13 protein-coding genes are annotated in these 13,368 nt (G+C 72.9%); all 13 read right to left on the minus strand.

From position 1 onward, the window contains the following. Positions 1-23: 23 nt before the first annotated feature. Positions 24-329 (minus strand): YggT family protein, encoded by a 306-nt coding sequence (locus WEB03_RS00340; protein ID WP_368068982.1) that lies wholly within the window; start codon positions 327-329, stop codon positions 24-26. Then, positions 329-904: a cell division protein SepF gene (locus WEB03_RS00345; protein WP_368068983.1), complete on the minus strand. Its 576-nt coding sequence runs from the start codon at positions 902-904 to the stop codon at positions 329-331. Before WEB03_RS00345 ends, WEB03_RS00340 begins: the two co-directional genes overlap by 1 nt. Beyond that, positions 901-1,692, minus strand: a complete 792-nt coding sequence (locus tag WEB03_RS00350) for a YggS family pyridoxal phosphate-dependent enzyme (RefSeq protein ID WP_368068984.1) — start codon at positions 1,690-1,692, stop codon at positions 901-903. Before WEB03_RS00350 ends, WEB03_RS00345 begins: the two co-directional genes overlap by 4 nt. Then, a complete protein-coding gene (locus WEB03_RS00355) occupies positions 1,689-2,471 on the minus strand; it encodes a polyphenol oxidase family protein (protein WP_368068985.1) in 783 nt (260 codons plus the stop codon). Before WEB03_RS00355 ends, WEB03_RS00350 begins: the two co-directional genes overlap by 4 nt. Beyond that, a complete protein-coding gene (ftsZ, locus tag WEB03_RS00360) occupies positions 2,449-3,600 on the minus strand; it encodes a cell division protein FtsZ (RefSeq protein WP_368068986.1) in 1,152 nt (383 codons plus the stop codon). The genes WEB03_RS00355 and ftsZ overlap by 23 nt, the downstream gene beginning before the upstream one ends. A 367-nt stretch (positions 3,601-3,967) precedes the next feature. After that, positions 3,968-4,750, minus strand: coding sequence for a cell division protein FtsQ/DivIB (locus tag WEB03_RS00365; RefSeq protein WP_368068987.1), 783 nt, complete (start codon positions 4,748-4,750; stop codon positions 3,968-3,970). Then, positions 4,747-5,688, minus strand: coding sequence for a UDP-N-acetylmuramate dehydrogenase (gene murB / locus WEB03_RS00370; RefSeq protein WP_368068988.1), 942 nt, complete (start codon positions 5,686-5,688; stop codon positions 4,747-4,749). Before murB ends, WEB03_RS00365 begins: the two co-directional genes overlap by 4 nt. Further along, positions 5,685-7,052, minus strand: coding sequence for a UDP-N-acetylmuramate--L-alanine ligase (murC, locus tag WEB03_RS00375; RefSeq protein WP_368068989.1), 1,368 nt, complete (start codon positions 7,050-7,052; stop codon positions 5,685-5,687). The genes murB and murC overlap by 4 nt, the downstream gene beginning before the upstream one ends. Continuing rightward, positions 7,049-8,203 (minus strand): undecaprenyldiphospho-muramoylpentapeptide beta-N-acetylglucosaminyltransferase, encoded by a 1,155-nt coding sequence (gene murG, locus WEB03_RS00380; RefSeq protein ID WP_368068990.1) that lies wholly within the window; start codon positions 8,201-8,203, stop codon positions 7,049-7,051. Before murG ends, murC begins: the two co-directional genes overlap by 4 nt. Continuing rightward, positions 8,200-9,318 carry a putative lipid II flippase FtsW gene (gene ftsW, locus WEB03_RS00385; RefSeq protein WP_368068991.1) on the minus strand — a complete coding sequence of 373 codons (1,119 nt, stop codon included), beginning with the start codon at positions 9,316-9,318 and terminating at the stop codon, positions 8,200-8,202. The genes murG and ftsW overlap by 4 nt, the downstream gene beginning before the upstream one ends. 107 nt (positions 9,319-9,425) lie before the next feature. Then, a complete protein-coding gene (mraY, locus tag WEB03_RS00390) occupies positions 9,426-10,463 on the minus strand; it encodes a phospho-N-acetylmuramoyl-pentapeptide-transferase (RefSeq protein WP_368068992.1) in 1,038 nt (345 codons plus the stop codon). Continuing rightward, positions 10,460-11,845: a UDP-N-acetylmuramoyl-tripeptide--D-alanyl-D-alanine ligase gene (murF, locus tag WEB03_RS00395; RefSeq protein WP_368068993.1), complete on the minus strand. Its 1,386-nt coding sequence runs from the start codon at positions 11,843-11,845 to the stop codon at positions 10,460-10,462. The genes mraY and murF overlap by 4 nt, the downstream gene beginning before the upstream one ends. Continuing rightward, entirely contained in the window at positions 11,842-13,323 is a 1,482-nt protein-coding gene (locus tag WEB03_RS00400) for a UDP-N-acetylmuramoyl-L-alanyl-D-glutamate--2,6-diaminopimelate ligase (protein WP_368068994.1), read from the minus strand. The genes murF and WEB03_RS00400 overlap by 4 nt, the downstream gene beginning before the upstream one ends. Positions 13,324-13,368 lie beyond the last annotated feature (45 nt).

Here is a 13,368-nt window from a genome sequence, read left to right on the forward strand (position 1 = left end):
CTCCGAGGCACGAGGGGGACGGATCAACCCGCGGCCGCGGCCGCCAACCGGGCCAGGACGTTGCGGGTGAGGCTGGCTGCGATGAAGAGCAGGATGATGCTGAGGTCGAGCGCGATGCCGCCGAGCCGCAACGGCGGGATGATCCGGCGCAGCGGCCGCAGGAGCGGATCGACCATCGCGGCGCTCCCGAGCCTGATCGGGACGAGCGGCTCGGGGGGGCGCGGCACCCACGAGAAGACGACGTAGGCGAGCATGACCAGGGTGTAGAGGAACACCGCGTCCGCGAGCGCGAGGAAGGTCGCCGTCGCGATGTTGTAGCCGGCTCCCATCAGGAGTCGCTCCCCGTCGGCAGGCGGTACCCGAGCGTGGTGAGACGGCGGACCTCATCGTCCGGGAGCGACACGCCGTCGGGGACGAGCAGGAACGCTCGGGTCCCGACCTTGGTCATCCGGCCTCGGAGCGCGTAGGTGAGCCCGGAGACGAAGTCGACCACGCGACGGGCGGTGGCCCCGTCGGCGCCGCTGACGTCGAAGAGCACCGGCTGGCCGGTCCGGTACCGCGACCCGACCTGTTCGACGTCGTCGAACCTGCCGACCTCGACGACGGCGAGCCGGACGCCACCTCGCGAACGAGCGTGCCCCGCGTCGGCCACACGGAGCGGTCGCACGTTGGAGTCGCCACCGACGCTGCGGGGACGGTCGGGGTCGAGGTCGGGATCGCCGACCGGATCGAAACGCTCGTGACCGCCCGCGGCTGGTTCGGGAGCGGGACGCTGTTCCCAGTACCCCGCGTCGCCACGCCGCGACGTGTCGGTGACCCGCTCGGGCAGGTCGTCGTAGCCCTCCTCGGGTTCCTCCTTGAGGCCGAGGTAGACCAGGGTCCGGTACCACAGGCCGCTGCTCATCGCTGCTCCTCCGTGTCCACCGCCACCCCGGCCGGCGACGGTGCGCTCGGCGGGAGGGTCGGTGCGTCGTGGTCCGACGGCTGCCACGGGCTGGCGCCCCGCTCGCCGAAGATCGCGCTGCCGACGCGGACCATGGTGGCCCCCTCGGCGATGGCCGCCTCGAGGTCGGCCGACATGCCCATCGACAGGTGCGCCACCTCCGCGAACCGGGACCGCGCGTCGTCGCGCAGGGCTCGCAGGGAGGCGAAGTGTGGTCGTGCCGCCGCGTTGGCGTCGGTGCCGTCCGGTGGTAACGGCGGGACGGTCATCAGCCCCTCGACGGTCAGGTGCGGCAGATCCCGAGCGTAGGCGACGAGGTCGAGCGCGTCGTCGACCTGGCACCCGCCCTTCCGGGGGTCGTCGCCCACGTTGACCTGGACGAGGACGCGCTGCACCGCCCCCGCGTCCGCTGCACGTCGCGACAACGCGTCCGCGAGCGAGCGGCGGTCGAGGGCGTGGACCAAGATCTGGCGTCCGATGACGTCGCGGACCTTGCGGCGCTGGAGCTGCCCGATGAGGTGCCAACGCGCCCCGCCGACGAACGGTGCCTTCGCGACGAGCTCCTCGATGCGGTTCTCACCCAGATCCCTCTCCCCCGCGGCGACGGCGGCCCTTGCCAGCTCCGGCGGGTGGGTCTTGGTCACGGCGATGAGAGCGACCGACGCCGGGGACCGACCGGCGTCCGCACAGGCGCGGGTGATGCGGGCCCGGACCTCGTCCAGCCGCTCGGCCACCCGGTGCTCGGTCACGCTGCCACCGCCGATCCGCGGACGATGAGGCCGAACTGCCGTCCCGTGGCCGGATCGCCGCGGTGGCTGAACCAGCGCTCCCCCGGGTCGCACCGCGTGCACCCACCGATCCGCTCGATCGTGGGGACCCCTGCCACCCGCAGGGCTGCGACGACCCCCGCCGGCAGGTCGAGCGCGGGGGTCCCCCACGAGGTCTCGGCCGCGACCTCGGGCGCGGTGCTCGCGACCTCGTCGCGCATCTCGGCCGGCACCTCGTAGCAGCAGCCTCCGATCGCGGGACCGACGGCGGCACGGAGCTGCTCGGGCGGGTCGCCGAGCCGGGCGAGTTCGCGCAGCGTCGCGTCCACCACACCGAGCGCGAAGCCCACCCGGCCGGCGTGCACCGCCGCGACCGTGGAGGGACCAGCCAGCAGCAGGGGCACGCAGTCGGCCGTCTGGACCACGAGCGCACGGCCGGGCTCCGCGGTCACCAGCGCGTCCACGTCGCGCAGCTCCTGACCCGGCGGGGTGTCAGCGCCGACCACCGCGACCGATGCGCCGTGCACCTGACGCATCAGGTGCCACGCCGTCGGGTCGGTCTCCGTCGCCGCACCGACCGAGCGCCGCGCAGCCGCGAGGTCAGCGGGCCGGTGGGGCCGTCGGTGACCGAGGTTGCCCGGCACGCCGACCGCCGTCGCTGGAGCAGCGGCGTCCCGGCCCGTGACCGCCGCTCGGACGCCCGGACCGAGATCGACGATCAGGACCAGCGGCGCCAAGTCAGCGCAGGAAGGAGGGGACATCGAGCCCGTCGTCGCCCTCGTCGGTCGCGTCGACCACGATGCGTTCGTTGCCGGACCCTCGGGGCGGATCGGCGCGGAAGACCTCATCCTCGTCGTCATCCTCGTCGTCCCGCAGCCCGAGCGAACCGGGGGCCGGCGCGGCCGACTGGTGCAGGAACTGGCCCTGCTGCTCGAGCGGCTCGGCCTCGTCGAAGCCCGCGGCGATGACGGTGACCTTGACCTCGTCGCCGAGCGAGTCGTCGATGACCGCACCGAAGATGATGTTGGCGTCCGGGTGGGCGGCCTGGGTGATGACGTCCGCGGCCTCGTTGACCTCGAACAGGCCGAGGTTCGAGCCACCGGCGAGCATCAGCAGGACCCCGCGTGCCCCGTCGATCGAGGCCTCGAGCAGCGGCGAGCTGATCGCGAGCTTGGCGGCCTCGAGCGCGCGGGAGTCGCCGCGGGCCTTGCCGATGCCCATCAGCGCGCTGCCGGCGTCCCGCATGACGGTGCGGACGTCGGCGAAGTCGAGGTTGATCAGGCCCGGCGTCGTGATCAGGTCGGTGATGCCCTGCACTCCCTGCAGCAGCACCTCGTCGGCGAGCGCGAAGGCGTCGACCACGGAGGTCTCGCCGTCGGCGATCTGCAGCAGCCGGTCGTTCGGGATGACGATGAGGGTGTCGACCTCGTCCTTCAGCTGGCTGATGCCGGTCTCGGCCTGCTGAGAGCGGCGCCGCCCCTCGAAGGTGAACGGGCGGGTCACGACACCGATGGTCAGCGCGCCGAGCTCCTTGGCCACCTGCGCGACGATCGGGGCACCACCGGTGCCGGTGCCGCCACCCTCGCCCGCGGTCACGAACACCATGTCCGCGCCCTTGAGCACCTCGACGATCTCGTCTCGGTGGTCGTCGGCAGCCTTGCGTCCGAGGTCGGGGTCGGCACCAGCGCCGAGCCCACGGGTGAGCTCACGACCGACGTCGAGCTTGACGTCCGCGTCGGACATCAGCAGCGCCTGAGCGTCGGTGTTGATCGCGATGAACTCGACGCCGCGCAGGCCCGCATCGATCATGCGGTTGACGGCGTTCACGCCGCCACCGCCGATGCCGACGACCTTGATCACGGCCAGGTAGTTGGTGGGGCTCGCCGCCACTGGTCTTTCCTCCCGCCGCCGGAGCGGCGCACCACGGTCCGTGGGCTCGTCGATCTGGGTCTGTTGCCGGTGTTGCTCCGCGCGGCCTCGGGGTCGGTGGACATCCCCGTGAGCTCGCGACGCGCCGTCGTCGCAACCCTGAACCTCAAGTAGAGGTCTATAGTTATGTCAACCTCGGCGTGAGGGCGGACGGTAGACGTGTCGGTCGAGCAGGGTCAAGCACGGCGCCCGGCCGTGCGACCGGGCCCGGTCGGGAACCCACGTCCAGGACGACCGAACCGTGGAACGACCCGAGCCGCGGAACAGCCAGGATCTTGCGAACCGCGGCGTGGTTCTCCAGATCCGGTACCGGATGCGGGACCGTCGGTCAGGGCACCACGACGGGCCGTGCAGGTGCGCGCACGTCGATGGCGCTGACCTCGGTCGATCCCACGTCCTCGAGCACGGCGCCGAGCGCACGGACCTTCTCGTCGATCCGTTCCGCGCGGCCGAACCGGACGGTGACCCCCGACCGCAACTCGAGGTCGAGGTCCCCCTCGCCACCCGAGGCGTACCCGACGACCTCGGCGCGCAGGGGACCCGACAGCCCGCGCCACGCCGTCACCGCCTCGTCGAGCGGGCCGCGGTCCGGTCCCCGCCCCCCCACCTCGGGAGGGCGGTCCCGCAGGGTGACGATCGGGAGCCCCTCGACCTGCCCACCGTCGATCACCAGGCCGGTGCGGTCGACGAGCGCGACCTGCCCGCGACCCCGAACCTGGAGGACCGGGATCCGTTCGGTGACGGTGATCCGCACCCGGAGCGGGTCGAGCCGGCGGGCGTCGACGTCGCGGGTCAACGGGAGGGCGGCGACACGGTCCTCGACGGCTCCGAGCGAGAGGCGCAGCGTCGACGTACCGAGCTCGAGGTCGGCCGCCTCCCGCACCTCGTCGACCGTCAACCGGTCGGTACCGACGATCTCGACCGATTCGAGCCCGACCAGCGGGCTGCGCTCCACCGCGAACAGGACGAGGAGGGTCCCGAGGACACCGGCGATCCAGAAGGTCCGGCGCCGGCGAGCGAGCTGGCGGTCGCGTCGCACCTCACGCCGGCGTTCGGCGATCCGGTCGTCGATGTGACCACCGGCGCCGGTGTCCACCGGCGGCGAGGTCACGGAGCCGCCCCCACCGCGCCGACCACGACCACCTCCGCGCGGAGCCGGATGCCGTGGGTGCTCTCGACGCGGTCCTGGACGGTCGCGATCAGACCCGCGACATCAGCGGCGGTCGCCCCGGAGCTGGTGACGATGAAGTTGGCGTGCTTGGTCGAGACCTCGGCACCCCCGACGCGCAACCCCTTGGCGCCGACGTCCTCGATGAGCCGACCCGCGGAGTCACCCGGTGGGTTGGCGAACACCGACCCGCAGTTCGGTCGGTTCAGGGGCTGGTGCTCGCGACGCCAGTCTCGGATCTCGCGGATCTGTTCCCGAACGGTGTCACGGTCGGCCGGTGCGAGCCGCCACTCCGCGCTGACGACCACCGCGTCGTCCGGCAGGTCGCTGTGGCGGTAGGTCAGCCCGCACGCCTCGACCGGCCACGTCTCGCGGGTGCCGGTCCGGAGACGGACGAGGTCGACCTCGACGAGGTGGTCCGACACCTCTCCGCCGTGGGCGCCGGCGTTCATCCGTACGGCGCCCCCGACCGTGCCCGGGACCCCGACCGCCCAGGCCGCGCCTCCGAGACCCGCGTCGGCGAGCCGCACCGCGACCGTCGGCAGCGGTTCGGCGGCACCGAGGCGAGCCTGGTCCCCATCGATGTCGACCCCACGGAACCCGCGGCCGAGCGTGATGGCGATACCCGGCCACCCCGCGTCGGCGATCAGGAGGTTGGAGCCCCGGCCCACGATGAGCCAGGGGAGGTCGTGGTCGCGGCAGACGTCGGCGACCGCGGTCAGGTCGGCCTCTCGCTCGGCGGTCACCAGCGCGCGCGCCGGGCCGCCGACCCGCAGCGTCGTCAGCGCAGCCAGGGACGACCCGGGCGCCACCTCGCCGACCCCGGCGGAGCGGAGCGTCGCGACGACGGGATCGCCGTCGGAGCTCGCGACCGCGGTCACGCGCCGCCCTCCAGCCGGGCGAGCAGGGCCGGGCCGACCTGCGTCACGTCACCGGCGCCGGTGACGAGCACGAGGTCACCCTCGCGGACGATGTCGACGAGCGCGTCGACGACCTCGGTCAGGTGCGGCACGTAGGTCACGTTGGCACCAGCAGCCGACGCTGCGTCGGCGACGGTCCGTCCCGAGACGCCTGGGACCGGCGCCTCGGACGACGCGTAGATCTCGGTCACGATGACCACGTCCGCGCCCGCTGCCGCTCGACCGAGCTCGGCGCCGAGCACCTGTGTTCGTGAGTAGCGGTGGGGTTGCACCACGAGGACGACGCGTCCAGGCTGGTCGCCCCGGGCCGCCGCCAGCGTGGCACGCAGCTCGGTCGGGTGGTGGGCGTAGTCGTCGACCACCTCGACGCCGGCGACCCTCCCGAGACGCTGGTAGCGCCGGGCGGCGCCGGTGAACCGGGTCAGCCCCGACGAGGCGACCACCGGGTCGATCCCGAGCTGGAGGCACACCGCGATGGCCGCGGCGGCGTTCAGCAGGTTGTGCCGGCCGGGGACCGCGAGCTGCAGGTCGGTGAGCTCCTCCCCGTCGTGGCGGAGCCGGTGCGTGCCGTCGTCGCCCACCACGAGCCAGACGTCGGCACGTGGATCGGTGCCGTAGGTGCGCACGTTGTCGTGCCGTTCCGCGAGCCGCCCGGTGCCGGCGTCGTCGAGGCACAACCACGCCACCGCGCCGGAGGTGCGACGCTCCAGGAAGGCATCGAAGCTGTCGTCGACGTCCGCGACGTCCGCGAACTGTTCGGGGTGGTCGAGCTCGAGGTTGGTGACCACCGCGAGGTCCGGTCGATAGGCCAGGAACGAGCGATCGGACTCGTCCGCCTCGGCGACGAACACCCCGTCGGTGCCGGCGTGGGCGTTGGTCCCCGACTCGTTGAGCGAGCCACCGATCGCGAACGAGGGATCGCGGCCAGCCGCCTGCATCGCGACGACGGCCATCGAGGTGGTCGTCGTCTTGCCGTGGGTGCCGGCGATCAGGATCGCACGCTCGTCAGCCATCAGAGCGGCGAGCATCTCGGCCCGACGCAGCACCTGACGGTCGCTGCTGCGGGCAGCGGCCACCTCGGGGTTGTCCGCGGGGACCGCGGTCGAGGTGACCACGATCTCGGCGTCGCCGAGGTGGTCGGCATCGTGGCCGACGTGCACGGCGGCTCCGAGGGCACGGAGCTCGGAGAGCGCGCGACCCTCCCGGAGGTCCGAGCCGCTCACCGTGTGCCCACGCTGCAGGAGGATCCGGGCGATCCCGGACATGCCGGCGCCACCGATGCCCACGAGGTGGACACGACGAGGATCACTCAGGGCGGGGGTCACGAGGCGGCTCCGGGGTCGCGGGTGTCGGTGGGGAGCAGGTCGAGCAGCAGACGAGCGACGTTCGCTGCCGCGTCCGGCCGTCCGAAGGAACGGGCGGCGGCGGCGACCGTCCGGTGACGCTCGGGATCGGTCAGCAGCGGCTCGACGGCGGCGACGAGCGACGCAGGGTCGATCTCGTCGTCGGGGATCAGGAACGCGCCACCCGCCGCCGCGAGCGCCTCGGCGTTGCGGGTCTGGTGGTCACCCGTCGCGTGGGGGTAGGGAACGAGGACCGCGGGGATCCCGAGCACCGTGAGCTCGGCGATGGAGGTGGCGCCCGCTCGGCAGACCACGACGTCCGCCGCGGCGTAGGCGTCCGCCATGCCGTCGATGAAGTCGAGCACGCGGACCTGCGGGCCGCCGTCGACCTCCTCACGAGCCCGGGCCCAAGCCTGCTCGGTCTCCTCGACCAGGCGGTGACCGGCCGCGTGCAGGATCTGCATCCGCGTGCCGCGCCAGAGCGGCTGCGCCCCGACGATGGCTCGGTTGAGCTGCCGCGCTCCCTGACTGCCACCGAAGACCAGGACCGTCGGGAGGTCCGGGTCCAGGCCGAACCGGATCCTCGCGTCGGCGCGGCGGGCGTCCCGGTCGAGCTGGAGCACCTCGTTCCGGACGGGGTTCCCGGTCACCGCAGCCCGCTCGGCGCGGCGGAACCGGTCAGCCGACCCGGGCACGGTGACCGCGATGCGGTCGGCCCACCGCGACGCCACGCGGTTCGCCAGGCCCGGCACGGCGTTCTGCTCGTGGATGACCAGGGGCAGGTCGCGCCGTGCGGCCGCCCACGAGACGGGGAAGGACACGTACCCACCGAAGGTGACCACCCCGATCGCTGCCTCGTCGTCGATGATCTGCTCGCACCGGCGCACGGAGGCGAGGACCCCGGACGGGACCTTCAGCAGCTTCGGGGACAGCCGGCGTGGCACCGGGACCGCGTCGACGTGGTGGAGCCGGAAACCGGCAGCGGGGACGAGGTCGGCTTCGAGGCGGTCCGGGACGCCGACGAAGACCGGTTCGATGTCGGGAGCGAGCACGGTCAGCGCGCGGGCGACGGCGATCGCCGGGAAGACGTGCCCGGCGGTACCGCCACCGGCGACGAGGACGCGACGGGTCACGGACGACCTCCGGTGGGTGCAGCCAGCGGGCGGGGCCCGGAGCGTCGGGTGGGGACCTCCGGGCGTCGCGCGATGGCCACGAGGATGCCGAGCGCGACCAGCGTGGAGACCATCGAGGACCCACCGACCGACACCAGCGGCAGGGTCACCCCGGTGATGGGCAGCAGCCCGATGACGGTCCCGATGTTGATGAACGCCTGCCCGACGATCCACGCCGTCACCGCCGCGGCGACGGTGCGGGCGAAGGGATCCGGCGCGAGGTAGGCGATCTTGAGTCCGAGGTGGAGGATGGCGACGAACATGGCGACCACGATGAGCGAGCCCACCAGGCCGAGCTCCTCGCCGATGATCGCGAAGATGAAGTCGGTCTCGGGGTTCGGGATGAAGTTGTACTTGCCCCGGGACGCGCCCAGGCCGTGGCCGAACCACCCCCCGTCGGCCATCGCGTACAGGCTCTGCAGCAGCTGGTAGCCGTTGCCGAGCGGGTCCTCCTCGGGGTGGAGCCATCCGGCGATGCGGGCGAACCGGTAGGGCTCGACGACGGCGAGGACGGACACGCTCAGTCCCGCGATGGCCACCAGCGACCCGACGATGCGTCCGGCGAGCCCCTCGACCCACAGCACCGCCCCGACGATGAGGCCGAGCAGCACCGTGGTCCCGAGGTCCGGCTGGAGCAGGACGAGCACGCTGAGCGCGAGGAAGACGGGGATAGCAGGCACGAGCAGGTGGTCGGTGCGCTGCAGCGATCCGTCGCGGGGACGCTTTCGTTCGAGCACATCGGCGAGCCACAGCAGGAGCGCCAGCTTGGTGATCTCGGTCGGCTGGACCACGAGCGGCCCGAACCCGAGCCACCGCGAGGACCCGAACCGTTCCACCCCGACGGGGGTCAGCACCAGCAGCAGACCGATGATGGACGCCGCGAGCATCGGCCACGCCAGCCGGCGCCACACCCGGTGGTCGAGGCTCGCGGTGAGCGCGAACGCCGGGATGCCGATGGTCAGCCAGACCAGCTGTCGCCGGAAGACCCCGAACGGGTCCCCGTCCTCGGCGGCGTCCACGAAGGACGCCGAGAACGACATCACCAGCCCGAGGAGCGCGAGCACAACGATGACCACGGTCAGCGCCGTTGCCTCGCGGCTCCACGGCCCCGGCTCCCAGCGGGAACGCAGCCGAGCGAGCCGACCGGTCCGGGCGGATCGATCTGTCGTGGTCGTGGGGGCGCTCACCCGAGACCTCCGAAGCGGCTCCACCACTCGCCGTAGAAGATGCCGAGCCCGGTCACCACACCGATACCGGCGATGATCCAGAACCGCACGATGATCGTGGTCTCCTGCCACCCGAGCAGCTCGAAGTGGTGGTGGATCGGCGCCATGCGGAACAACCGGTTGCCCGTGGTGCGGAACACCGCGACCTGGGCGATCACCGACAGCGTCTCGAGGACGTACAGGCCGCCGAGCAGGACCAGCAGCACCTGCGTGCCGGTCGCGATCCCCACCGCGGCGAGCAGGCCGCCGAGCGCGAGCGACCCGGTGTCGCCCATGAAGATCCGGGCCGGTGGCGCGTTGTGCCACAGGAAGCCGGCGCAAGCTGCGGTCGCTGCCGCGAGCACGATCGCGATATCGAGGGCCTCGCCCGACGACAGGAACGGGTAGGCCGCCGGGTTGCGGAACATCCAGAAGGCGATGAGGGTGAACGCCCCGAAGATGAGCGACCCGGATCCAGCCGCGAGACCGTCGAGACCGTCGGTGAGGTTGACGGCGTTGGACGCGCCGGCCAGGAGCAGGAACACCCACACGAAGAACGCCCAGGAGGGCAGGTCGAAGGCGATGTCCCCGACGACGGAGACGTTCTGTTCGATGCCACCGAAGGCCGGCCCGGCGAAGGCGAAGATGGCCGCGATGATGGCCTGACCCGTGAACTTGGTGGTCTTGTTCAGCCCGAGGTTGCGCCGGTGCCGCAGCTTGATGAAGTCGTCGGCGAACCCGACCACGCCCATGCCCACCATGGTCAGGAGCACCAGCGCGCCGGTGTAGGTGAAGTCGGCGGACCCGATGTGCGCGACGAGGTAGGCCACCACCGCAGCCAGCACGATGGCCGTCCCACCCATGGTCGGGGTGCCGGCCTTCGACCGGTGGCTCTCGGGCCCCTCCTCTCGGATGGGTTGCCCGAACCCGCGCGTGCGGAAGTAGGCGATGACGAGCGGCGTACCGACGAGGGCGAGCCCGCCAGCGACGGCTCCAGCGATCAGGATGGCGATCACGTGGCGGCGACCTCCGGGGTGTCGGGGTCGAGCAGGCGGGCGGCGACCGCCTCGAGCCCTGCGACCCGTGAGGCCTTGACGAGCACGACGTCTCCGGAACGCAGATCGCCGGCGAGGTGGTCGGCAGCAGCGGCGGCGTCCGTCACCTGGGCGACCGCTGCGGGGTCCATGCCGGCATCGATCGCTCCCTCGGCGAGAGGAGCGGCAGCGTCCCCCACCACGACCAGGCGCTGCACCGCGAGGTCGGCGAGTTCGCCGCCGACGCGGCGGTGCTCGTCCGCGCTGGTCGGACCGATCTCGGCCATCTCGCCGAGCACGGCGATCGACCGCCCGTCGGCAGCCAGGGTGGTCAAGGTGTCGAGGGCGGCGAGCACCGACGTCGGGTTGGCGTTGTAGGCGTCGTTGCAGACCGTCAGACCTCCGCGGCGGGTCACCTCCCCACGCCAGGGGCTGACGCTCGCCCCGCCGATGCCCTCGGCGGCTGCGACGAGGTCGACGCCGAGGTGGCCGGCGACGGCCAACGCGAGCAACGCGTTGCCGACCTGGTGACGACCGGCGACCCCCACGTGCACCTCGGTGTCCCCCCACGGGGTCCGGGCGGTGAAGATCGGACGCGCCGAGCCGTCGAGCCGCACGTCGGCCGCGGTGAGGTCGGCGTCCGGGGAGCCGACGGTCAGGACCGAGGGGGCGTGGCTGGCCATCGCTGCGACGCGTGGGTCCGCGCCGTTCAGCACCGCGATGCCGGCCGGTCCGAGCGACTCGACCAGCTCCCGTTTCGCGCGTTCGACGGCGTCGATCGAGCCGAAGACCTCGAGGTGCACACCAGCGACCGCGGTGACGATCGCGACGTCCGGGGCGACGAGTGCAGCGAGATCGGCGATGTCGCCCACGTGGCGGGCGCCGATCTCGGCGACCAGCACCTCGTCACCGTGGTCGAGACCGAGGAGGGTGAGCGGGACGCCCAGCTCGTTGTTGAACGAGCCCCGGGAGGCCGACACCTTGCGACCAGCGCTGACCGCCGCCGCGGTGAGGTCCTTGACCGTCGTCTTGCCGACCGATCCGGTGACGGCCACAGCGATCGGGGCGACGCGCTGACGCACGTGGGCGCCGAGGTCACGGATGGCCTGCCAGGTGTCGTCGACGACGACCAGGCCGCCCGCGTGGTCACCGGCCTGCTCCACGAGCGCAACGGCTCCGCGATCGAGGACGTCGCCGACGTAGCGGTGACCGTCCGCCGACTCGCCACGCAGGGCGACGAACAGCGGCGCGCCCCCCGGCAGGTCCCGCGAATCCGTGGCGATGGCGTCGACGGTCCGGGTGGGGTCGCCGACCACGCGACCACCCGTGGCGTCGGCGACCTCGGCGAGCGTCAGCTGGATCACGAGCGCACCTCACGGCCGGCGAGCAGCTCACGGACCACGTCGCGATCGTCGAACGGCAGCGTCCGGTCGGCGAGCTCCTGCCCGGTCTCGTGGCCCCTGCCGGCGACGAGGACGACGTCCCCGGGCGCAGCGCGGGCGAGCGCGGACGCGATCGCGTCGCGGCGGTCGGGTTCGACGTGGAGCTCCGCGTCGGCGCCGGCAGCGAGCGCGTCCCGGGCGCCGGCCTCGACGGCGGCGAGGATGGTCGCCGGGTCCTCCGAACGGGGGTTGTCGGAGGTCAGGATGGCGACGTCGGCCCGCACGGCCGCAGCGCCCATCGCTGGCCGCTTGTCGCGGTCACGATCGCCACCGCACCCGATGACGACGTGGACGCGGCCCTCGGCGGTCTGGACGTCGCGGACCGCCTCGATCAGCGCCGTGAGCGCGTCCGGGGTGTGGGCGTAGTCGACGAGCACGGTGAACGGTTGGCCGGCGTCGATGCGCTCGACGCGGCCGGGCGGGCCGGTCGCGGCGGCGACACCAGCGACGGCGGCGTCGGTGGGCACGCCGGCGGCCTCCGCCGCCAGCACCGCTCCGACCGCGTTCAGGACGTTGAAGCTGCCAAGCAGGGTCGTGCGTACCTCGAGGCGTCGACCGTCGGGACCGAGCACGACCGCGCGGCCGCCGTCGGTCCCGGTGGTGACGTCGATCACCCGATGGTCGGCGTCATCGTCCACGCCGAAGGTGATGATCGGGACCTCGGAGAGGTCCCGCAGCCGTCGGCCCCACGGCCCGTCGAGGTGCACGACGCCACGATCGGCGAGCTCCGGGGTGAACAGGCGTGCCTTGGCGGCCAGGTAGGCCTCCATCGACCCGTGGAAGTCGAGGTGATCGTGGGAGAGGTTGGTGTAGAGGGCCACGGCGAACCGGGTGCCGTCGACGCGGTGGAGGTCGAGCCCGTGCGAAGACACCTCGGCGGCGACGGCGTCCACGCCCCGTTCGTGCATGATCCGCAGCAGCCGCTGGAGATCGGGGCCCTCGGGGGTGGTGCGCACGCCGGGCACGGTCTCACCGTGGATCCGGGTCGCGACGGTCCCGATGACGCCCGTGCCGAGCCCGGCGGCCGCGAACGCGCCCTCGAGGAGGGCGGTGGTGGTCGTCTTGCCGTTGGTCCCGGTGACGCCGACGACCGTGAGGTGTTCGCTCGGCCGTCCGTGGACGACGGCCGCGGCGGGGCCGGCCGCGGCACGGACCGACGGGACCTCGATCTGCGGGACGGCGAGCTCGAGCGGCCGTTCGACGAGCAGCGCCGCGGCGCCCCGCTGGACCGCGTCCGGTGCGTGGTCGTGACCGTCGGTGCTGGACCCCACGATGCAGCAGAACAGCCACCCCGCCTCGACCTGGCGGGAATCGTGCGTGGCACCGACGACCTCGACGTCGTCCCCGCGGAGCTCCGCGCGCGGGAGCGCCGCAGCGACTGCGGAGAGGGTGGCGGACACGGGGAACTCCGGGGCGGAGACGAGGGCAGAACGGTGACGGATCGT

This window comes from Nitriliruptor sp. (genome assembly GCF_040882075.1).
In the GTDB taxonomy this organism is placed as follows: Bacteria; Actinomycetota; Nitriliruptoria; order Nitriliruptorales; family Nitriliruptoraceae; genus Nitriliruptor.